Annotated in this window: 16 protein-coding genes; 8 read left to right on the plus strand and 8 right to left on the minus strand. The window is 33.3% G+C overall.

From position 1 onward, the window contains the following. Positions 1–199 precede the first annotated feature (199 nt). The 5 genes from C7H52_RS01840 (at position 200) to C7H52_RS01860 (ending at position 7,831) form a co-directional block, all read left to right on the plus strand. The gene (locus C7H52_RS01840; protein WP_106462181.1) at positions 200–1,180 is read left to right on the plus strand and encodes a ribonucleotide-diphosphate reductase subunit beta; all 981 of its coding nucleotides are present in this window, start codon (positions 200–202) and stop codon (positions 1,178–1,180) included. A 172-nt stretch (positions 1,181–1,352) separates the two neighbouring features. Further along, positions 1,353–3,827 (plus strand): ribonucleoside-diphosphate reductase subunit alpha, encoded by a 2,475-nt coding sequence (locus tag C7H52_RS01845; protein WP_106462182.1) that lies wholly within the window; start codon positions 1,353–1,355, stop codon positions 3,825–3,827. 172 nt (positions 3,828–3,999) lie between these two features. After that, complete coding sequence (aspS, locus tag C7H52_RS01850; protein ID WP_106462183.1) at positions 4,000–5,757, plus strand: aspartate--tRNA ligase; 1,758 nt, start codon at positions 4,000–4,002, stop codon at positions 5,755–5,757. A 65-nt stretch (positions 5,758–5,822) separates the two neighbouring features. Further along, entirely contained in the window at positions 5,823–7,598 is a 1,776-nt protein-coding gene (locus tag C7H52_RS01855) for a chloride channel protein (protein WP_106462184.1), read from the plus strand. 2 nt (positions 7,599–7,600) lie between these two features. Further along, the gene (locus C7H52_RS01860; RefSeq protein WP_106462185.1) at positions 7,601–7,831 is read left to right on the plus strand and encodes a hypothetical protein; all 231 of its coding nucleotides are present in this window, start codon (positions 7,601–7,603) and stop codon (positions 7,829–7,831) included. Between the two features lie 106 nt (positions 7,832–7,937). Here C7H52_RS01860 and C7H52_RS01865 read toward each other — a convergent pair whose 3' ends face one another. Further along, positions 7,938–8,387 (minus strand): nucleoside deaminase, encoded by a 450-nt coding sequence (locus C7H52_RS01865; RefSeq protein WP_106462186.1) that lies wholly within the window; start codon positions 8,385–8,387, stop codon positions 7,938–7,940. Positions 8,388–8,478: 91 nt separating this feature from the next. Between C7H52_RS01865 and C7H52_RS01870 the strand changes: the two genes are divergently transcribed. After that, a complete protein-coding gene (locus C7H52_RS01870) occupies positions 8,479–10,251 on the plus strand; it encodes a 1-deoxy-D-xylulose-5-phosphate synthase (RefSeq protein ID WP_106462187.1) in 1,773 nt (590 codons plus the stop codon). 71 nt (positions 10,252–10,322) lie between these two features. Here C7H52_RS01870 and C7H52_RS01875 read toward each other — a convergent pair whose 3' ends face one another. From C7H52_RS01875 to mutY, 6 genes are all read right to left on the minus strand, one after another. Beyond that, positions 10,323–13,664, minus strand: a complete 3,342-nt coding sequence (locus tag C7H52_RS01875) for a M36 family metallopeptidase (protein ID WP_106462188.1) — start codon at positions 13,662–13,664, stop codon at positions 10,323–10,325. 103 nt (positions 13,665–13,767) lie between these two features. Then, positions 13,768–15,102: a dGTP triphosphohydrolase gene (dgt, locus tag C7H52_RS01880; protein ID WP_106462189.1), complete on the minus strand. Its 1,335-nt coding sequence runs from the start codon at positions 15,100–15,102 to the stop codon at positions 13,768–13,770. Positions 15,103–15,115: 13 nt separating this feature from the next. Next, the gene (gene gldD / locus C7H52_RS01885) at positions 15,116–15,700 is read right to left on the minus strand and encodes a gliding motility lipoprotein GldD (protein ID WP_106462190.1); all 585 of its coding nucleotides are present in this window, start codon (positions 15,698–15,700) and stop codon (positions 15,116–15,118) included. Then, a complete protein-coding gene (locus C7H52_RS01890) occupies positions 15,700–17,001 on the minus strand; it encodes a gliding motility-associated protein GldE (RefSeq protein ID WP_106462191.1) in 1,302 nt (433 codons plus the stop codon). Before C7H52_RS01890 ends, gldD begins: the two co-directional genes overlap by 1 nt. Positions 17,002–17,019: 18 nt before the next feature. Continuing rightward, positions 17,020–17,442, minus strand: a complete 423-nt coding sequence (locus C7H52_RS01895; protein WP_106462192.1) for a single-stranded DNA-binding protein — start codon at positions 17,440–17,442, stop codon at positions 17,020–17,022. A 73-nt stretch (positions 17,443–17,515) separates the two neighbouring features. Then, a complete protein-coding gene (gene mutY, locus C7H52_RS01900; protein WP_106462193.1) occupies positions 17,516–18,550 on the minus strand; it encodes an A/G-specific adenine glycosylase in 1,035 nt (344 codons plus the stop codon). A gap of 138 nt (positions 18,551–18,688) precedes the next feature. On the opposite strand from mutY, the gene C7H52_RS01905 reads away from it, so the two are divergent. Together C7H52_RS01905 and C7H52_RS01910 are read left to right on the plus strand one after the other, a co-directional pair. Next, positions 18,689–18,979 carry an HU family DNA-binding protein gene (locus C7H52_RS01905; protein ID WP_106462194.1) on the plus strand — a complete coding sequence of 97 codons (291 nt, stop codon included), beginning with the start codon at positions 18,689–18,691 and terminating at the stop codon, positions 18,977–18,979. Between the two features lie 311 nt (positions 18,980–19,290). Continuing rightward, positions 19,291–20,835: an Rne/Rng family ribonuclease gene (locus tag C7H52_RS01910; protein WP_106462195.1), complete on the plus strand. Its 1,545-nt coding sequence runs from the start codon at positions 19,291–19,293 to the stop codon at positions 20,833–20,835. A gap of 57 nt (positions 20,836–20,892) precedes the next feature. Here the strand turns inward: C7H52_RS01910 and C7H52_RS01915 are convergent, their stop codons facing one another. Continuing rightward, complete coding sequence (locus C7H52_RS01915; RefSeq protein ID WP_106462196.1) at positions 20,893–22,548, minus strand: hypothetical protein; 1,656 nt, start codon at positions 22,546–22,548, stop codon at positions 20,893–20,895. Between the last annotated feature and the right edge of the window lie 86 nt (positions 22,549–22,634).

Below are 22,634 nucleotides of genomic sequence, written 5' to 3' on the forward strand. Positions count from 1 at the left end.
ATTTTTAATCTTATAAACATCTAATTTTCAGCAAAATAGACTAATTTATAAAATCGTCTATTTGTAGGAAAAATACGACTTCTTGTTAAAAAGTCATAAGCTTTGTTAATTAAAATAGCTTTCATAAATGAACAGATTTTTAAATCTTTGTTAAGCCGAAAATGACTAACGTTTCGGTATAACAAATACCCTTAAAATTATGTCGCAAGCAGTAGAGCCTATTTTACAAGAAAACAAAGATCGATTTGTCATTTTTCCAATTCAACATCATGATATTTGGGAATGGTATAAAAAGTCTGAGGCTAGTTTCTGGACTGCTGAAGAAATTGATCTACATCAAGATATTACCGATTGGAATACAAAGCTTACGGCAGACGAGAAATATTTTATTAAACACATATTAGCATTCTTTGCTGCTAGTGATGGTATTGTTAATGAAAATCTTGCAGAGAATTTTGTAAGTGAAGTACAATATAGTGAAGCTAAGTTTTTCTATGGGTTCCAAATTATGATGGAAAACATTCATAGTGAAACCTATTCGTTATTAATTGACACTTACGTTAAAGACGAAAAAGAAAAACACCAGCTATTTAACGCGATTGAAACCTTTCCTGCTATTAAGAAAAAAGCAGATTGGGCTTTAAAATGGATAGAATCGCCAAGCTTTGCAGAGCGTCTTATTGCTTTTGCTGCTGTAGAAGGTATTTTCTTTTCAGGTGCATTTTGTTCTATTTTCTGGTTAAAAAAACGTGGTTTAATGCCAGGATTAACCTTCTCAAACGAGTTAATCTCTAGAGATGAAGGTGTACATTGTGACTTTGCAGTACACTTACACGAAAAACACTTAATTAATAAAGTTCCTAAAGAGCGTATTCGTGAAATTTTAATTGACGCTTTAAATATAGAGCGTGAATTTATTACAGAATCCCTTCCGGCAAGTTTAATTGGTATGAATGCTAATTTAATGTCGCAATACTTAGAATTTGTTACCGACAGATTATTAGGTGAATTAGGTTGTGAAAAAGAATACAACACAGCCAATCCTTTCGATTTCATGGACATGATTTCACTTCAAGGAAAAACAAATTTCTTTGAAAAACGTGTTTCTGAATACCAAAAAGCTGGTGTGATGAATAAAGAGGAAGAAAGCGATAAGTTTAGCTTCGACGCAGACTTTTAGTCAGTAAATTTTCAAATAAAACCCAAATTTCTGCGTTTATTTTTTAAACGCACTTAACCTAAAATTTAAATGGTTTATCTAAAAGTATATTCACTTTTAGATACTGTAATAACCAACTAACCCTTATTCTGAAACTATGGTGTGTTCAGAACAACTAAAAAAAGTGTAAAATATGTTTGTATTAAAAAGAGACGGAAGAAAAGAGCCTATCATGTTCGACAAGATTACGGCTAGAGTTCGTAAATTATGTTACGGATTAAACGAATTGGTAGATCCTGTAAAAGTAGCCATGAGAGTTATTGAAGGTTTGTATGATGGTGTAACCACTAGCGAATTGGACAACTTAGCAGCAGAACAAGCCGCTACAATGACTACTGCTCATCCAGATTATGCGCGTTTAGCAGCACGTATTTCGGTTTCAAACTTACATAAAAACACTAAAAAATCTTTTAGTGAGGTTATGCACGACTTATACACGTATGTAAATCCGCGTACAGGTAAAAAAGCACCATTATTAAGTGATGAGGTGTATAACGTTATCATAGAAAACAAAGAGAAATTAGACTCTTCAATTATTTATAATCGTGATTTTGGTTATGATTATTTCGGTTTTAAAACTTTAGAGCGTTCTTATTTATTAAAATTGAATGGTGAAATAGCTGAAAGACCTCAACACATGTTAATGCGTGTTTCTATTGGAATTCATTTAAATGACCTAGATGCGGCATTAGAAACTTACGAGTTAATGTCTAAAAAATATTTTACACACGCCACACCAACACTTTTTAATTCTGGAACACCAAAACCACAAATGTCATCTTGTTTCTTATTAACTATGAAGGAAGATAGTATTGATGGTATTTACGATACACTTAAACAAACCGCTAAAATTTCACAGTCTGCTGGTGGAATTGGTCTAGCTATGCACAATATACGTGCAACAGGAAGTTACATTGCAGGAACTAATGGTACCTCTAACGGTATTGTACCTATGTTAAAAGTATTTAACGATACAGCACGTTATGTAGATCAAGGTGGCGGGAAACGTAAAGGTAGTTTCGCTATGTATCTTGAAACGTGGCATGCCGATATTTTTGACTTCCTAGATCTTAAAAAGAATCATGGTAAAGAAGAAATGCGTGCAAGAGATTTATTCTATGCGATGTGGATTTCAGATTTATTTATGAAACGTGTACAGGAAGATGGTGTTTGGACTTTAATGTGTCCTAACGAATGTCCTGGTTTACCAGAAACACATAGTGAAGAGTTTGAAGCATTATATTTAAAATATGAAGCGGAAGGAAAAGGTCGCAAAACCATAAAGGCTCGTGAACTTTGGGAGAAAATTTTAGAATCTCAAATCGAGACTGGAACCCCTTACATGCTTTATAAAGATGCTGCAAACCGTAAATCGAATCAGCAAAATTTAGGAACTATACGTAGCTCTAATTTATGTACAGAAATTATGGAGTATACTTCTCCAGATGAAGTTGCTGTATGTAATTTAGCGTCAATAGCTTTACCAATGTTTATAAAGAATGGTGAGTTTGACCATAAAGAGTTATTTAAAATCACCAAGCGCGTTACTAAAAACTTAAATAAAGTTATAGACCGTAATTATTACCCGGTAAAAGAGGCAGAAAACTCTAATTTTAGACACAGACCAATTGGTTTAGGTGTTCAAGGTTTAGCAGATACGTTTATCCAGTTACGTTTACCTTTTACAAGTGATGAAGCTAAAGCTTTAAACCAAGATATATTTGAAACCCTTTACTATGCAGCAGTTACCGCTAGTATGGAAATGGCAAAAGAAGAAGGTCCATACCAAACTTATGAAGGTTCTCCAATTAGTAAAGGACAGTTCCAACATAACTTATGGAATATCCAAGAAGACACCTTGTCTGGTCGTTGGGACTGGGAAGCATTACGTAAAAAAGTACTTAAAAACGGTGTACGTAACTCACTTTTAGTTGCACCAATGCCAACTGCAAGTACGTCTCAAATTTTAGGTAATAATGAGTGTTTTGAGCCTTACACGTCTAATATTTATACCAGAAGAGTACTATCTGGAGAGTTTATTGTAGTGAACAAACACTTATTAGAAGATTTAGTAGAGTTAGGTCTTTGGAATGATAGTTTAAAGCAAGATATTATGAGAGCTAATGGTTCTATCCAGCATATAGACATTATCCCTCAAAATATTAAAGACTTATATAAAACAGTTTGGGAACTTTCTATGAAAGATATTATAGATATGTCTCGCCAACGTGGTTACTTTATAGATCAGTCACAATCACTTAACTTATTTTTAGAAGGTGCAACTATGGCTAAATTAACCTCTATGCACTTTTACGCATGGAAGAGCGGTTTAAAAACAGGAATGTACTATTTACGAACTAAGAGTGCAGTAGACGCTATTAAATTTACTTTAGATACTAAGAAAAAAGAAGCACCAATTGCTGAAGTTGTAGAAATAGATGATGCTTTAGTGGCTAAGCAACAAAAGGCAGCACAAACAGCTCAAAAATTTTCTGCTCAGACTGAAGAATCTCAGCCTATAGCTGCAGATGAATATAAAAAAATGATTGAATTAGCAAAAGCAGCAAATGGTAATGCACCAGATGATTGCGAAATGTGTGGTTCTTAAAATAAACCCAACCGTGTTAATCCAGAAAAGCTTCAATAGACTATTGAAGCTTTTTTTGTGCTGTAAATTGCCAACGTAGAATTTAAGTTTTGTAGTCGCTCTAAAATTTTATAGCTTATAAAAATCTACAGTCAAAATATAAATATTAAATTTGCACTTCAAAATTACCAATATGTACAGAAGTCACAGTTGTGGTGAATTAAGAGCATCACATATCAATACAGAAGTTACCCTTTCAGGTTGGGTTCAAAAATCAAGAGATAAAGGTTTTATGATTTGGGTCGATTTAAGAGATCGATACGGCATTACACAACTTATTTTTGATGAAGAACGTACGCCTAAAACTATGATGGAGCAGGCTCAAAAATTAGGGCGTGAATTCGTAATTCAGGTTAAAGGAACTGTAATTGAACGTGAATCTAAAAACAAAAATATTCCAACAGGAGAGGTTGAGGTTTTGGTTAAGGAATTAACCATTTTAAATAACGCCAAATTACCGCCATTTACTATTGAAGATGATACTGATGGTGGTGAAGAATTACGTATGAAATACCGTTATTTGGATATTCGTCGTAATCCTGTAAAAAACAATTTAATCTTTCGTTCTAAAGTTACTCAAGAAGTACGTAACTTTTTATCGGGAGAAGGGTTTATAGAAGTAGAAACACCATATTTAATTAAGTCTACGCCAGAAGGTGCACGTGATTTTGTCGTGCCAAGTAGAATGAACGAAGGTGAATTTTATGCCTTACCACAAAGTCCACAAACCTTTAAGCAATTACTTATGGTTGGTGGAATGGATAAATATTTCCAAATAGTAAAATGCTTTAGAGATGAAGATTTGCGTGCCGACAGACAGCCAGAATTTACACAAATAGACTGTGAAATGGCGTTTGTAGAGCAAGAAGATATTTTAAATGTATTCGAAAATTTAACGCGTCACTTACTTAAAGAAGTTAATGGTGTAGAGATTGAAAAGTTTCCACGCATGTTATATGACGACGCTATGCGTTTATATGGAAATGATAAACCAGATATTCGTTTTGGAATGCAGTTTGGCGAATTAAATGAGGTAGCCCAACATAAAGATTTTAAAGTATTTAACGATGCCGAGCTTGTGGTAGGTATTGCTGTTCCAGGTGGAAATGAATATACTAGAAAAGAAATAGATAAACTTATAGACTGGGTGAAGCGTCCACAAATTGGTGCTTTAGGAATGGTTTATGTAAAATGTAATGACGACGGAACTTATAAGTCTTCTGTAGATAAATTTTACGACCAAGACGATTTAGCTAAATGGGCAGAAAAAACCGGTGCTAAAGCAGGCGATTTAATTGCAATTCTTTCTGGAGACACTAATAAAGTCCGTGCACAATTAAGCGCATTACGTATGGAATTAGCAGAGCGTTTAGGCTTAAGAAACCCTAAAGTATTTGCACCTTTATGGGTTATAGATTTCCCGTTATTGGAGTTAGATGAAGAAACTGGACATTATCACGCGATGCACCATCCATTTACATCGCCAAAACCAGGACAAATAGAGTTGTTAGACTCTAAACCTGGAGAGGTTAAAGCCAATGCTTACGATTTGGTTTTAAATGGAAATGAAATAGGCGGCGGTTCTATTCGTATTCACGATAAAGCCACTCAAGCTATTATGTTAAAACATTTAGGTTTTAGTGATGAAGAAGCTAAGGCGCAGTTTGGATTTTTAATGGATGCGTTTGAATATGGCGCGCCACCACATGGTGGACTAGCATTTGGTTTAGACCGATTAGTCTCTATTTTAGGCGGACAGGAAACCATTAGAGATTTTATTGCATTTCCAAAAAATAATTCTGGACGTGATGTGATGATAGATGCACCAGCAAAATTAGATAATGAACAATTAAAAGAATTAAGCTTAAAATTAGATTTACAAGAATCATAAGATAACTTAACAAAGTTCAAGTAAAAAATCCTGCGCAAGCGGGATTTTTTGGATACATTTATAATATGCCAAAAACACAAACACGGCTTAAACAGTTTTTAATATGGAGATATAAACATGTCTCTCAAAAAAACTTTACTTTTATTTTAAGTGCTTTGGTTGGTTTTTTAGCTGGTTTAGCTGCTGTAACGCTAAGAAATATTACGTTTTATATTGAGGCTGTACTCGAAAATTTAAGAGCATTAACCTCTAACCAATGGTATTTTGTATTGCCCTTTATAGGATTAATGTTGGTGTACTGGTTTGTAAAATATGTAACTAAAAAACCTATTTCCCACGCCATACCTTCAATCTTGCATAAATTATCCAGACGAAGTGGTATTATAGAACGTTCAAAAATATACATACCTTTAATTGCTGCACCACTAACTGTTGGTTTTGGAGGTTCGGTTGGACTCTTAGGTCCAGCAATTGCTTCAGGTTCTGCAATAAGCTCCAATATTGGGCGGCTGTTTCATGTTAACCAAAAAACAAGAACTCTACTTATTGGTTGTGCAGCTGCAGGAGCAATTTCATCCATATTCAAATCGCCTATTGCAGCCATTATTTTTGCTATAGAAGTGTTTAGTTTAGATTTAACCTTTGCATCCTTATTACCTTTATTGATAGCATCAGTTTCTTCAGTACTAACCTCTTACTTTTTTTTGGGGGACGATTTACTATTCAATTTTAAATCTTCAGACAAATTTATTATTAACGACACGTTATTTTATGTAGCGTTAGGGATTGGTACAGGAATCGCTTCCATTTATTTCACCAAAATGTATTTTTTCATTTTAAAAGGTTTTGAAATATTTAAAACTGCCTTCCAAAAACTTTTAGTGGGCGGGCTAGCTATTGGAGTTATGCTCTATTTTATTCCGCCACTATATGGTGAAGGTTTTGGTTTTATAAACAACTTACTCGCAGGAAATCATTTAAAAGCATTAGGCACCACACCATTTGATGCCTATACAGACCAAATCTGGGTAGTTATTGCCTTACTCATAGGAATTACGGTATTTAAAGCAATCGCCATGACCACTACATTTGCAGCTGGTGGTGTTGGTGGTATTTTCATCCCAACTATGGTTATGGGGAGCGCATTAGGTAATGTGGTCGCCAAAATTATAAATCAGCTAGGATTTAATGTATCCGAAACCAACTTCACCTTAATTGGTATGGCTGGATTAATTGCTGGCGTACTGCATGCACCATTAACAGCCATGTTTTTAATTGCCGAAATTTCTGGTGGTTATGAACTCTTTATTCCGCTAATGATAAGTGTTGGTATTTCTTTCGCTATTAAAAAAAATGCAATTGACTTTACCATTTACACCAAAGAGCTGGCTCAAAAAGGACAACTTCTTACCCACGATAAAGACCAAAGCGTCCTGACTTTAATGAGTTTAGGAAGCATTATAGAAACTAATTTTGTCACATTACATCCAGAAATGACTTTAGGCGAAATGCTCCATAAAGGCGTTTCTAAATCTACCCGAAATATTTTCCCTGTGGTAAACACAAACGAAGAGTTTGCTGGCGTCATTTTACTAGACGATGTAAGAAGTATAATGTTCGACCGAAGCTTGTACGACACCACACTTGTTAAACATCTTATGCATAATCCTCCAGATATTATTAACTTTGATGCGGACAATATGAAAGTAGTTATGGAAAAGTTTCAAAATTCTAGTGCATGGAATTTACCCGTAATTAAAAATGGAAAATATGCAGGTTTCGTATCGAAATCTAAACTTCTTACCGCTTACAGACGTCAATTAATAAACTTTACAAAATAATAATGAAATATATACTTTGGATTGTATTTTTAGCCGTGTTAACCAGTATTCTCTCAGGTTTCTTTTTAGAGGTATCATATTCCGAAAAACTTATTGGTTTCGGGACTTGCGGTTTATTTTTTATATGGATTCCACTTTTTATTTATCACCATTGGAAAGGCAAAAACCCAAAAGATTATATGTTAACTAACGAGAATCTGGATAAAATGCGAAACTCTCAAAAAAGAAAATAATTTGGGCGTTACCTTGCAGGTCGCGCTTTTCGCAGTCGCTTTTATTTTTTTTTCTAAAAAATAAAGAGCTCCAACAATGCTTCAATCGCTAACGCAAAATCAAACTTTAATTCAAATTCCGTTTTTCAATAAAAAAACGCTTCATTAAATCGGCAGATTCTTCAGCTAAAACACCACCAACTATTTTAGTTTTTGGGTGTAGTTTGGTTCCCAAAGCGCCGCAACCACGCTCAACATCTGTAGCACCAAATACAATTTTAGAAATCTGACTCCAATACAATGCACCAGCGCACATCTGGCACGGCTCTAACGTAACATAAAGCGTACAATCCAATAAATATTTACCACCAATAAAAGAGGCTGCCGCAGTTATAGCTTGCATCTCGGCATGAGCCGTAACATCTGCTAACTGCTCGGTTAAATTATGAGCACGAGCAATAATTTGATTATTTGCCACTATTATAGCACCTACAGGTATTTCACCTTTACTAAAAGCTGTTTCAGCTTCTTGTAAAGCCTTTTTCATAAAATAGGCATCATCAAAAACTTGTATCATATCATTTAACTCTTAAAATTAAAAATACTTAAAATTTTAAATACAAAGTTTAATTATTGCTTCTTTTGTATTTTTGATTAAAATTTAAGTAATGCATTATACATTTCTTCAGCATATAAATACTCCGGCAGACTTAAAACAGTTATCGGAAAAAGACTTAGAAGTACTTGCTGCAGAAATTCGTCATTTCATCATTAATATCGTCTCTGTAAAAGCCGGTCATTTAGGGGCAAATTTAGGCGTTGTAGAATTAACTATTGCTATACATCGTATTTTTGATTGTGCTGTTAATCCCTTAATTTGGGATGTCGGGCATCAAGCCTATACCCATAAAATACTAACAGGACGACGAGATCAATTTTCTACCAACAGACAATTAGGTGGTATAAGTGGTTTTCCAAAGCGCGAAGAATCTCTATACGATCATTTTGGAGTAGGGCACTCTTCCACTTCAATATCTGCCATTTTAGGAATGGCAATTGCTTCAAAATTAAAAAAAGAAGACTCAAAACAACACATTGCAGTTATTGGAGATGCCTCCATAGCTAGCGGGATGGCTTTTGAAGGTTTAAACCATGCAGGCGTAACCAAAGCCAACCTATTAATTATTTTAAATGATAATGCTATTGGCATAGACCCGAGTATTGGTGCATTAAAAAATTATTTTACCAATGTAAAAAAGGGGAAAAAGCAGCAAGACAATATTTTTGAAGCCTTAGATTTTAAATATTTTGGCCCCATAGATGGACACGATTTACCATTACTTTTAAAGACTTTAGAAGAGCTTAAATCTATTAAAGGCCCAAAGTTATTACATATTATTACCACGAAAGGAAAAGGCTTAAAACAAGCCGAAGAGAACCAAGTAACATACCATGCTCCAGGGAAATTTGATGCGCTTACAGGAGAATTAGTCCCAAAAGATACCAAAGATGTATTTAGCAAGTTTCAGGATGTCTTTGGATTAACCCTACTTGAATTAGCTAAGCTAAATCCTAAAATAGTCGGTATTACTCCTGCTATGCCAACAGGAAGCTCTTTAAAATATATGATGGACGTATTACCCGATCGTGCTTTTGATGTGGGCATTGCCGAACAGCATGCGGTTACTTTTGCTGCTGGATTAGCCACTCAAGGTTTTATCCCTTATTGCACCATATACTCTACCTTTTTACAAAGGGCATACGACCAAATTATACATGATGTGGCTTTACAAAATCTACCCGTTATTTTTTGTGTAGATCGCGCAGGTTTGGTTGGAGAAGACGGTGCAACACATCACGGTGCTTTTGATATAAGTTATTTAAGCTGTATCCCGAACCTTATTATTTTCTCACCTAGGAATGAGATTGAATTAAGAAATATGCTCTACACAGCTCAACTTAATTTAAAACAACCACTTGCTATAAGATACCCTAGAGGTAAAGGTGAAATTATAGATTGGAAACAACCTTTTGAAGCTATAACAATAGGTAAAAATATAGAGTTAAAAAAAGGAACTGAAATTGCTATAATAACAACTGGAACAGCTGCAACAGACGTTTCAAAAGTAATTTTAGAATTACAAGAGAATGACCGTATTGGACATTACGATTTTAGGTTTATTAAGCCTTTAGATGAACATTTACTTTTTGAAATTTCACGTAACTATAATCAAATAATAGTTGTTGAAAACAATAGTCAGATTGGTGGATTAGCTTCTTTAATTTCGAGTTTTTTACATGAGCATAATTTTTCTATAAAATTAGAGTCTTTAGGTATACCAGATCGATTTATAGAACACGGAACTGTGGAAGAACTTCATAGTATTGTTGGTATTTCTGCAAATAAAATTAAATCTTTATTAATAGAATTACTAAACTAATTTTTAAAAAAAATGTAATTAAAAAAGCCGCAAATAAATTTGCGGCTTTTGCTTTATAATTAATTAGTTATTTATTTTTTAATAACCTTCTTAACAGTACTAAAATCGTTGCTATCTAAAGTAATAAAGTAAGTACCAGAAGACAATTTACTCATATCAATCTTAACCTCTTTATTTGAAGTTGTAATATCAACTTGATTTAATAAAACTCTTCCAGTAATATCAATAATACCAACTTTTAAGTCATTAGTAGATTTCATTCCTTTAATCGTTATACTATTTTTAGTAGGGTTAGGGAATAAAACTAATTCTTCTAAATTAAATTCATTAGTACTTAATAATGGATCTATATTTACAGTAAAGTTCATATTTTGAGGTGCCAATGGTGCCGCACAGTCATTAGTAAACGAAACATCTAATGTCCAGTTACCCTCTACAGAGTTATTACCATCTACTACATTTGTAAAACTTACTGTATTTGTAGTATAAGTAGTACCATTAGGACTAGTCCATAATAAAGTTCCATTAAATGCTGAAGCTGGAAGACGTAAGTCTAAATCAACGCCAGGAGCAATATTTATGGTCTGATTATTAGAAAAAGATGTATATGTTGAATTGTCTGTAGAAAATTCAGTATCACCATCTAATACATTTGGATTTGTAGGATTTATAATTAAATCTACACTTCTTGCTTTTGAAGCATCTCCTCCTGGAACAACTGTTATAGGAAAACTCCCAGAAGTTCCTGCTGGAATTCCAGTAACAGTCATGGTAAATAAGCCTGTATCTTGCATAGTTGCAGGAGAAAATGTAGCCGAAGCACCTGCTGGTAAACCATTAGCAACAAATCCTGTTGGCGTATCATAGGCATTTTGCTCGTAAAATACAAAATCAAAACTCGCAGAAGATTGTGTTCCCTGACAAAATTCTTCAATTTCATCATCTCCATTATCAATTAAAAAATCTGGTGTACAACCTAGAGCTGGAGGCAAATCGTACGCATGTGCTCCGTCTGAGGTAGAGTTATTACTTCCTTGATTTGCACTAAAACCTACACCTCTACGTGCAAAAGCACTCCATATTATACATTGGTTAGGCCCTGTTTGAGAACCTGCAACTCCATTACCATATAAAACATCATCTGCTCTTAAAATAGCGTCTCTTCCATCTACAAATCCAGGATCACAAGCTGTTAGTTTCATTGCCTCAACTACAAGACTAAGTGCAATAGTATTTCCAAAAGTTCCATTAGAATCATAAATATCATCAGTAAATCCATGTACAACAATTAAATCCCATGCTAAATCCATTAAAATTCCTGCCCAAACAGACCCAACACCATGTGGTATTGTAAATGTAGCATTTGTGGTATCTTGACGTAATAACTCATAAGTCATTGGGTTATTAGCTATATCACCAGAATAAGGAGCCGGACGAATACCTTGTCCGTCTGGAGCTTGTCCAACTACAAAAGTTCCTGTCCCATTTAGTTGAATTCCATTATCTAAGTTTCTAAGTTGTATGATTTTACCAATAAAATCTGCCCAACCTTCACCCATAGACTCTACAGCATTAACACATCCAGAATTAAAACGACCACCAACTAATCGAATATTAATACCATGTCCATACTCATGGCCAACAACACCATTATCGTAATCTCCATCCAATTCCACAAAAGGTGGAGGTGATGGATTAAAAGTAGCATTTACAGTTGAAGATGACATTTGGGCAATTAACGCATCTCCATCAGCTTGATTTAAAGAATATGCAGGTATTGTAATTGTACCATCTCCACCACCCATGATAATATTTCCTGCAACGTTATTGATAATTAATATAGCAACAGCTCCAGCGTTCTGAGCCTCTGTTGCTTTTAAAGTAAAGTTACAAGCACCACGTCTAGCTACGGCAATTTTTCCATTCAAAGCAGCAGCATTTGTAATCGCTCCACAACCATCATTTATGTCTGTTGAATTTGTCCCTCCTGTATTATTATCTTCAACTAATACTAAATCTGCAGTAATAGGTGCAGTTACTGGAACATTTCCTGGATTAAAATTATTATCTAACGCTGCGTAATCGCCAGCCAAAGGTGTGTTATTTATGGTTAATAACTCATTAGGGTTATAGGCTCCTTGGTTCCATAAAAACATTTGCATTCTTCCATTATTTCCGTCTGTTGGAGTTGAAAAGTTTGCATTATTTACACCACTCCCATCTTGTGCATCTGCATCTACAGGATCACCTGCCGTTCCTCCATTACCAAGATTATTTTCTTGGAAATTCCCAGAGGCTTCGTCAAAACCATATCTGTAATAAATATCGTGTGTTACGTTACTCATATAAAACAATTGAGTTCTAGATGAATTTATATAAGTATCTGCAGCAACACTAGTACCTCCATAAGGATAATCAAATACTAATCCAGGTCCACTTTGATTTGTAACAGGATTTGCATTACTATTATTTCCGTTGGAATCATATCTAGAAATTACATTGTTTCCTCTAGTTGACGTAAAAGCATTTCCATTATTATGCCAACCTAGCGCAGAAGCAGTTGGGTCGTCAGGATTTGAAACTAACTCAAAAACTCCATGATTTGGACTTTCCACATAGTATGGCAACACTCTATAAGCCCCTGCCATTAAAGCTGACTCAGAATTATTTTTTGAATAAACCGAATTGATAAAATCAATCTGTTTTTTTTCTTTTAAATTATTACTTTTAGCTGTATGCTTGTGTGCAACATGATTTTTAACATCTCCCCAAGAACAAGAAGTTACCCAGTCATTAACACTTACGAAAGATCCGTTTGAGGCATCAATTCTTGTATTCCACCAATGTGATCCTTTTTTGTAATCTAAGTTTACATTCCAAGTTAGTACAATTTCATTTTCAGAAACAACTTCATAAACTAGATTCACTTTAATATCAGAATACAAATCTTCTGTTTTCTCAAAAACATAGATTTTCTTTTCCTTGTCAAAATCAATTTGTTTAACGTTTTGAACTTTTAAGTCATGATACGCTAAGGCTTTTTTTACAGCTTCCGAAGCTGAAATAGATGGAGACTGTATATTTATTTTAGATTCTAGATTCTTTACAAAACGAGAATTTACCACAGTAGCTACATTATTATTTACATAAATGTTTGCCACCGTATTTCTAACAACAATATCATTATGAGTTTGAACGACATAATAATACCAAGAATTCTGGTTTCTAGATGAAGCATCACTTTGAATAAGCCAACTATCTATATCTGTAGTAGTGTAACCCGTTCTTTTTTCATTGTCTAATGCTTGCTGAAGTATAGATAAATCTATAGGTTCTATTGATTTATCGTAGTATTGGGCTTGAGATATAAAACCAACACATAACATAAAAATCAAAAAGTAATTTCTTTTCATAGTTAAATAATTCGTTAAAAAAAAGTTAATATCGGGCAACAAGATATTGTATATAATAGATATTTCCAAAAAAAACCGAATTATTATTCGGAATTTAACTTTTTTAACCTTTTAACTTATTAAATTGCAGTTTTGCATTGGAGTCAGACATAAGTGAAATGTAATGGCAAACAGACAACAATCTATCATACGTAGTTACTGAATTTTCAATTAAGTCTTTTGGAAAATCGTTTAAAATCAAATCGTCTAAAAATGTTGATGTATTATTAGCTTTACTAATTACTGCCTTAGTATATACCTCAAGAAGTTTGGTTAAAATTGCAAAACCTGCTATTTCCTTATCAATAACCTCTTTAGAACGATATACTTTTTCCACACTTAATTTTATAATATCATTAACTTGAGCCTGATATTTACATTTATCTAGCAAAGCGTGATTGTAGGTTCCGTTTAAAATTTCAGTTTCATTTTCTATAAAAATCGAAGCTGCCTCTTTAATTAAGTTGTTAATAGCTAAAGCTCTTAAATAACTTAATCTGTCTTCTGTATTATTTAATAAATTGTATTTATTTGTATTTATCGAGTCCCTGACTAAATTTAAAAGGTATTCTAACGCAAATTCCTCAGGGATTAAACCCAGGTTAATACCATCTTCAAAGTCAATAATTGTGTAACAAATATCATCTGCTGCCTCAACCAAAAACGCCAAAGGATGTCTTGAAAAACTCATAGATTCCTGACTACCTCGTTTTAAAAGACCTAGTTCTTCAGCAACTTCTGTAAACTGATTTTTATTTTCTTGAAATACGCCATACTTTTTATCGGCAATATGAGACGTTGGTTTAACTGGTAAAACTTCTTTAGGATATTTCATAAACGCTCCTAAAGTCGCATAACTTAACCTTAAGCCTCCTTCACGCCCAGGTCTGTTTTGAGTAAGAATTTTAAAACCATTAGCATTGCCTTCAAACAAACATAAATCTTTATATTCTTGCTCACTTAAATCGCCGCGAAATTGCTTTCCTAATCCTGTCTTAAAAAATTCACCAATAGCTTTTTCACCACTATGCCCAAAAGGCGGATTACCAATATCGTGAGCCAAAGCTGCAGAAGCAACAATAGCTCCAAAATCGTTTGCTTGGTAACCTAAGCTTGTATTTAAATGAGGATGTTTCTTCAACAATTGTTTGCCTACAATACGTCCTAAAGATCTTCCTACTACACTAACCTCTAAACTATGCGTAAGTCTAGTGTGAACAAAATCGGTTTGAGACATAGGGATTACCTGGGTTTTGTCTTGTAAACTTCTAAATTCTGAAGAAAAAATAATGCGATCATAATCCACCTCAAAACCTAGACGTGTATCGTCTTGTTCTTTACGTAAGCGTTTGTTTGTATCGCCAAATCGTTTTAAAGACAGTAATTTTTCCCATTTCATCATAATAACTAAACTATTTCCAGGTGATGGTTTCTATTATTTTTTTTATATCCTTTTTTAAGTAATGCGCTGCTGGCAAAATAGAATCGTAATTGGGCTTAGCATAAAAATACAATGATCCTGTTAGAAAGTGGTTTGTACTATCTGTAACATAAAATTGTGATTGCGATGCAGCATTACCGCCTACCTCATAAAACATTCCATAAACCCTACGTTCTTTATTATCATATAACTGTTCTGCAATCTCATCTGCCTTTCGGGTATGCTCCTGAGTGAAATTTTGAGCATCTATAAAGTAACGTTTTAAAATTGAGTCGTTGCCTACAGGTTTGTAGGTTAAGTAAATAGTTCCTTTTAATTTGGGATAAACAATATTAATACCATAACTGGTTGAGTCATTACGCAGTGTTGTTATTTCTAATGAGTCGCTAAACGTATTCATCTCGAACTGAAAAGGCAGATTACTTTTTGTAGTTTTGTAAACCGCTTCAGGATAGCTTAACCTTAAATGAGCTTTAGGTTTTGGCACTGCATCTTCCTGACAAGACATAAAAAAAAGAATAACTAATAGAATTGATATCTTAGGTAACTTAAACATTAAGGTAAGGTAATTTTTAGTCGTTTAATTCGTTTTTTATCTAAAGCTTCAATAGTAAACATATAGTCTTCGAATTTTATTTTACTGTTTCTTTTTGGAAACTTTCCTGAAATTTCTAAAACAAAACCCGCTAATGTTTCTGCTTCCCCTTTTTGGTCTTCAAACAAAGACTGATCTTCTAACTTAATTACTTTATAAAAATCTTTTAAAGCTGTTTTAGCTTCAAAAACAAAGTTTTTATCGTCCAGTTTTGAATACACCAAATCTTCGTCATCAAACTCATCGCTTATGTCTCCAACAATTTCTTCAATAACATCTTCTAAAGAGATTAATCCAGAGGTACCACCATACTCATCTACAACAACTGCTAAGTGAACTTTTCTTTCTTGAAACTCGGACATTAAATCGTCCAACTTTTTGTTTTCTGGCACAAAAAACGGCTCTCTTAAAAGTTCTAACCAATTAAAGGTAGATTTATTAGTATATGGTAATAAGTCCTTAACGTATAAGATACCTTGAATATTATCTATGTTTTCGTTAAATACAGGTATTCTAGAATAACCCTTTTCTATTATTTTAGGTATAATTTCTTCGAATGTATCTTGAGTAGATAGTGCAAAAATGTCTATTCTAGGCTTCATGACCTGTTTAGTATCTGTATTACCAAACGATACAATCCCTTGGAGTATTTTTTGCTCCTCTGCTGATGTATCCTGATGACTCGTTAATTCTAAAGCTTGAGATAATTGGTCTACACTTATACTACTTTTTTGTTTTCCTAACTTGTTATGAATCCCTAAGGTGATTGCTCTCATAGGCAAACTTAATGGAGAAAATACGACATCTAAAAATTTTATGGGATAAGCCATTAGTTTAGCAAATTTTACCCGATTTCTACTAGCATAGATTTTAGGTAGAATCTCCCCAAATAATAAGATTAAAAAAGTGATAACAACTACTTCTAATACAAATTTAACTAGTTGAGATGCAATTCCACCAAATAAAACATCACCTAAATAAGCAAACAGTATTACAACAGCTATATTTATAAAGTTATTAGCTACTAAAATGGTTGCTAATAATTTTTTTGGCCGCTCTAATAAAATAGAAACAACTTCTATACGCTTATCAGCAGCTTCATCTTCAATATCTAATTTAGTTAGTGAGAAAATAGCTACTTCTGCTCCTGAAATTAAAGCAGAGCAAAACAATAAAATAAAAAGCAATAAAAAACTTAATATGGTTGAGATATTAATAGCAGATAAAAAGATTAGCTGTAAACTCTTGAGTTCGGGATCCAATGTTATGATTTTTAGTGTTTAAAAAGGTAAATCGTCTGATTCGTTACTTGAATTATGATTTGTTTCTGGCGCTGATTTTGAATTGTTTTCAGTATCACCATCTTTTTTTGTGGTTAAAAATGTAAAGTCATTAACTTGAATTTCGGTAGAATAACGGTCATTTCCTGCATCATCTTGCCACTTACGAGACTTAATGCGACCTTCAACATAAATTTTATCGCCTTTAGACAAATATTTTTCACAAATTTCGGCAGCTTTATTTCTTAATACAATATTATGCCACTCCGTATTTGTTATGCGTTCATTGGTTTGCTTACTCACATAACTTTCGTTAGTTGCTAATGGAAAACGGGCTATACAGCCTCCACCTTCAAAATAGTGCATTTTCACATCGTCCCCTAAGTGACCAATTAACATAACTTTATTTAAAGTTCCAGACATATATGTTTAATTTAAATAGGCTAATCTACCAATTCATTTTAATAAAATTACAAAAAAAAAGATGAAGCTTAAATTAAAAATTAAAGTCATTAATAAAATTCTGAATTAGAACTGGTACTGGGTAATTGTTAAGGTCTTTAATCTTTGTTGTATTTGCAGTTAAATTTGAAGTTGAAACTACCCAAAATTTAGTTTTTAAGTGTTGATGAGACAATTTATGTGTTATAACATCTTTATTAAACAAACGTATTTCTAATTGACTAAGCTCAAATTGCACTTTCACTCTTTTTGTTATCTCCATAAGGGTTAATTCCTTTTTAGATTCAATTAAAGGAAACTGATATAGATTTTGCCAAATACCTTTTTTTGTCCTCTTTTCTATAAGTGTTAAATCTCCATCAACTAAAAACACAATAAAATTAAAATACTTTTCAGTTATTTTAGTCTTGTTAAGCTTAACCGGTAAAGCAGATACTTTGTTTAAGTTAAAGGCTAAACAAGTAGAATTAAATATACAGGTTTCACAGAGTGGTTGTTTTGGTTTACAAACTTGAGATCCAAAATCCATTATAGCCTGATTAAATGTAGCCGGCTGTTTTACATCTACAAGTTTTTGAGCTAGAGTTTTAAACTCTTTTATACCTAAAGTAGAGTTAATAGGTGTTTCAATTCCAAATACGCGAGACAGTACTCTATAAACGTTACCATCTACTACGGCAGTTGGCTCATTAAAACATATACTTGCAATGGCACTTGCTGTATAATCTCCAACGCCTTTTAATTTTTTAATCTCTTTATAAGTATTAGGAAAAATACCATCAAGTTCGTTGACTATATATTTGGCAGATGCATGTAAATTTCTTGCTCTAGAATAATAACCTAAACCTTGCCATAAGTTTAAAACATCTTCTTCTTTAGCTGCTGCTAAGTCAAAAACCGTAGGGTAATTTGCTGTAAATTTACTGTAATATGGCCAGCCTTGTTTAACTTGTGTTTGTTGTAATATGATTTCGGATAACCAGATAAAATACGGATTTTGTGTTTTCCGCCAAGGCAAATCCCTCTTATTTACTGAATACCAATTAATTAACTTTTTTGAGAAGTTCATTTTAATTTTTAGAAATAGATTACAAAACTAAAGCTTTATCATATTAAATTTTAATTAATTAGGTTTGAAATATTGAATATTAAATGCCTATATTTGCAAGCCTTATAATTTTAGTAACCCAAATAATATAAAAGTAAAATGACTAAAGCAGATTTAGTATCTATAATTTCTGAAAAACTTGGAATTGAAAAAGGAGATGTACAAGCTACGGTTGAAACATTTATGGAAGAAGTAAAAACTTCTTTAGAATCTGGTGATAATGTTTACCTTAGAGGTTTTGGAAGTTTTATTATTAAAACAAGAGCGGAGAAGACAGGACGTAACATTTCAAAAAATACTACGATTAAAATACCTGCTCACAATATTCCTGCATTTAAGCCTGCAAAAGTATTTGTAGAAGGCGTAAAAACAAATGTAGACGTAAAATAAAAACGAATTATTAATCTTAAAAACTTATTGATCTATGCCAAGTGGTAAAAAACGTAAAAGACACAAGGTTGCAACGCACAAGCGTAAGAAAAGAAGACGCGCTAACCGTCACAAAAAGAAGAAATAATTCAAAAAAGTAGTTTCCATAACTACTTTTTTGGTTTTATTAAAAAAATGTTCTTTGAAATAGAGTTCTACACCTTATACAACCTTATAGGACTGTAGAAACTTATCGGATTTAACTATAAATCCTGTGAAAGAAATAATGTATAATCCATCTATACATAATTGTATGGATATAAATTAACACTATGGAAAAAGAATTGATTATTCGATCTAATCCTGAACATGTTGATTTTGCCTTATTAAAAGATGGAAAACTTATTGAATTGCACAAAGATGAAGACGATAATAACTTTGCGGTTGGCGATATTTTTATTGCCAAAGTACGTAAGGCTATTCCCGGTTTAAATGCTGCTTTTGTAAATGTAGGCTATGAAAAAGATGGCTTTTTACATTATCATGATTTAGGCCCAAAAATCGCTTCGCTTATCAAATTCACTAAGGCTGTAAGCACAGGTAAACTTAAAGATTTTTCTTTAAAAAATTTCCCATTTGATGAAGACATTACTAAAGACGGAAAAATTAGTGATGTTGTAAAATCTAACCAATCTATATTGGTACAGGTTGTAAAAGAACCTATCTCTACAAAAGGTCCAAGAATAAGCTCTGAACTTTCTATTGCTGGAAGATATATTGTTTTAGTCCCTTTTTCTAATCGAATTTCAATTTCTCAAAAAATTGAAGACAAAGAAGAAAAAGACCGCTTAAAACGTTTAGTCAAAAGCATCACACCACAAGGATTTGGTGTTATTGTAAGAACAGTTGCTGAAGGAAAAAAAGTAGCAGATATCGATCAAGACCTACAAAATCTTTTAGGAAGATGGAATGCGATGTGTAAGAAATTACACAAAGCTAATCATCCATCAAAAGTATTAGGAGAGCTTAGCAAAGCATCGTCTATACTTAGAGATATATTTAACGATTCCTTTACAGGAGTTCATATTGATGACGAATCCCTTGCGATTCAAATTAAAGAATATGTCCAAAAAATTGCGCCAAAAAAAGAGTCTATAGTAAAACACTATAATTCTAACGTTCCTATTTTTGAAAAGTATGGGATTGAGCGACAAATTAAAACTGCTTTTGGAAGAACTGTATCTATGTCCAGAGGAGCTTATCTTGTTATTGAACACACAGAAGCACTTCACGTTATAGATGTAAATAGTGGTAACCGATCTAATAAATCGAATTCGCAAGAAGACACCGCATTAGAGGTTAATCTTATCTCTGCAACAGAAGTTGCCAGACAATTAAGGTTACGAGATATGGGTGGCATAATTGTAATAGACTTTATAGACTTACACACTGCAGAACACAGAAAGCAGCTGTATGATCATTTAAGAGATGAGATGAAAGATGACAGAGCAAAACACAAAATATTACCGCCAAGTAAATTTGGCTTAGTACAAATTACTAGACAACGTGTAAGACCAGAAATGAATATTAAAACTCGAGAAGCCAACCCTAATGGCGATATTGAGGGAGAAGTAGAAGCTCCAATTATTCTGGTACAAAAAATAACACATGAGCTAGAACAACTCTTTAAAAAAGGACATAAGAAGATTACGTTAAATACGCATCCTTTTATTGCTGCTTTTTTAACAAAAGGATTTCCGTCTATCCGTTCAAAGTGGTTTATTGAACACAAAAAATGGGTAAAAATTTTACCAAGAGATGCTTACACCTATCTGGAATATCATTTTCATGATAAAAATGGCAAGCTCATTAAATAACAAAAACGCCTTACTATGTATTTAGTAAGGCGTTTTTTTTAGGATTAAATTTTAAATTTATTTAAACTGTGTAGGGATTGTTCCCTTTTTATTAGTTTTTTCGTAAGTTTTAGTTTCAATTTTAATTGGGTTAAAAATTCCTTTTTCTTTTGGTTGTTTCCAAGCATCATAATCTAAGTACTTGCCACGCTCATCATCAGTTTTAATAACTTCTGTTTCTCTTTGCTCAGGAAATGTTTGTAAATACATATCATTCCTCTCTGCATAAACAGTCCATGATACTTTTTTATTAGCTTTTCCTCCAGAGACCGAAAACGAATTTCCGCTAACCTCTTTACTGACATATAAATCACTCATACTAGCTCCAATAGGAGTTAATTGATAAGAAAAATTAATATTTATTGCTTCAAAATAAGCTGGTAATTCTATTTGAGCTTCTCCATTAGCATCTAACTCTATTGTTCCTCTGTATACATTTAAAACCTCATCAGATTCAATTGAAAAATGCTTCAACTTTTTATTTTCAGGATCTAATGGATGATCAATAATAAAGGTTTTAACACCAGTAGCGCCAGAATTTCCAATTGCAAATACTGCTGATGTGCCAGTTGCATTAGTTCTACCAATTAGACCATAGCCTCCTGCCGTATCATTGAAACCAACAGCACCAATAAAATTACCTGAAATTACAGCACCTTCATCTCCTCCAAAAGAAACCAAACCAGAGCCATTAACTTGAGCTAAGATTCCAACTCCTCTAGCAATAGTACTCTCTATAAATGCACCAGTACCTGCCCCACTAAAAGAACCCCCAGAACCTAGTACAAATGATGGAATCCCTCCACTTGCACTACCAACAACACCAACACCTGTATTTGAAGCAACGCCTTCTACACCAAAACCATTTGATGCATCCGAGCCATAAACACCAACACCACTATCTGAATATCCGTTAACAGCATGATCATCTACAAAATAAGCATAAGATTGAAAAGTGTCAATGGTATTAAAAAATGGCGTGCGGTTTCCTATAGAAACTAAGTTGTCATTACCGTCTACAAAAAATACATCATCAAAATCGTCGCTTTCAATTCTAAAATCTAAATCTAATTGTTGTTCGTTTAAAACCGATTCTCCGTTACCATGAAATCTATGATTAACCCCATTATTTTGGTAAATATCTATTACTCCATCATCTGCAGAATCGTAAATTCTAACTAAAACATCACCACTATCTGTACTTCCATCTCTTGTTTGAATTTCATCGGTAAATGTTGTGGTGCTATTTTCTAGTCTTACGCGACGGTTACCATTACGCTGTAAAGAAACATCAGTGTTATCTGTTGTACCTAAAAAATTAGTGCCGTAAGTTGTACCCGTGTTTCCGTTTAAAGACCAATCATTATTAGTGCCATTTGCTGGAACTCTTATCCATTGAGCGCCAGACCAATAATAAACTCCAGGAGATACACCATTGACGCCTCCAGTTGTATTGGTGTTATATACCATTGTACCATCTGGTATCACTCCAGTTTGTGGATTTATTGCGGTTTGTACGTTTGTCGCAGTTAAGCTTAACGTTGGCAATATCAATCCTGATGTTGTAGATGCAATATCTAAAGCACCTCGTGGCGTTACAGTACCAACACCAACTTGAGCTATTAAAAAAACAGGAATTACAAATCCTAAAACAAAAAGTACTTTTCTTACCATAATATTAAGTATTTGGGTTATATTCAATATTAATAATACTTTTTTAATAAAAAAAATACGTTTATCGCAATTTTGCTTTTTTCGCT

The organism is Aurantibacter aestuarii (assembly GCF_003008425.1).
Classification (GTDB): domain Bacteria; phylum Bacteroidota; class Bacteroidia; order Flavobacteriales; family Flavobacteriaceae; genus Aurantibacter; species Aurantibacter aestuarii.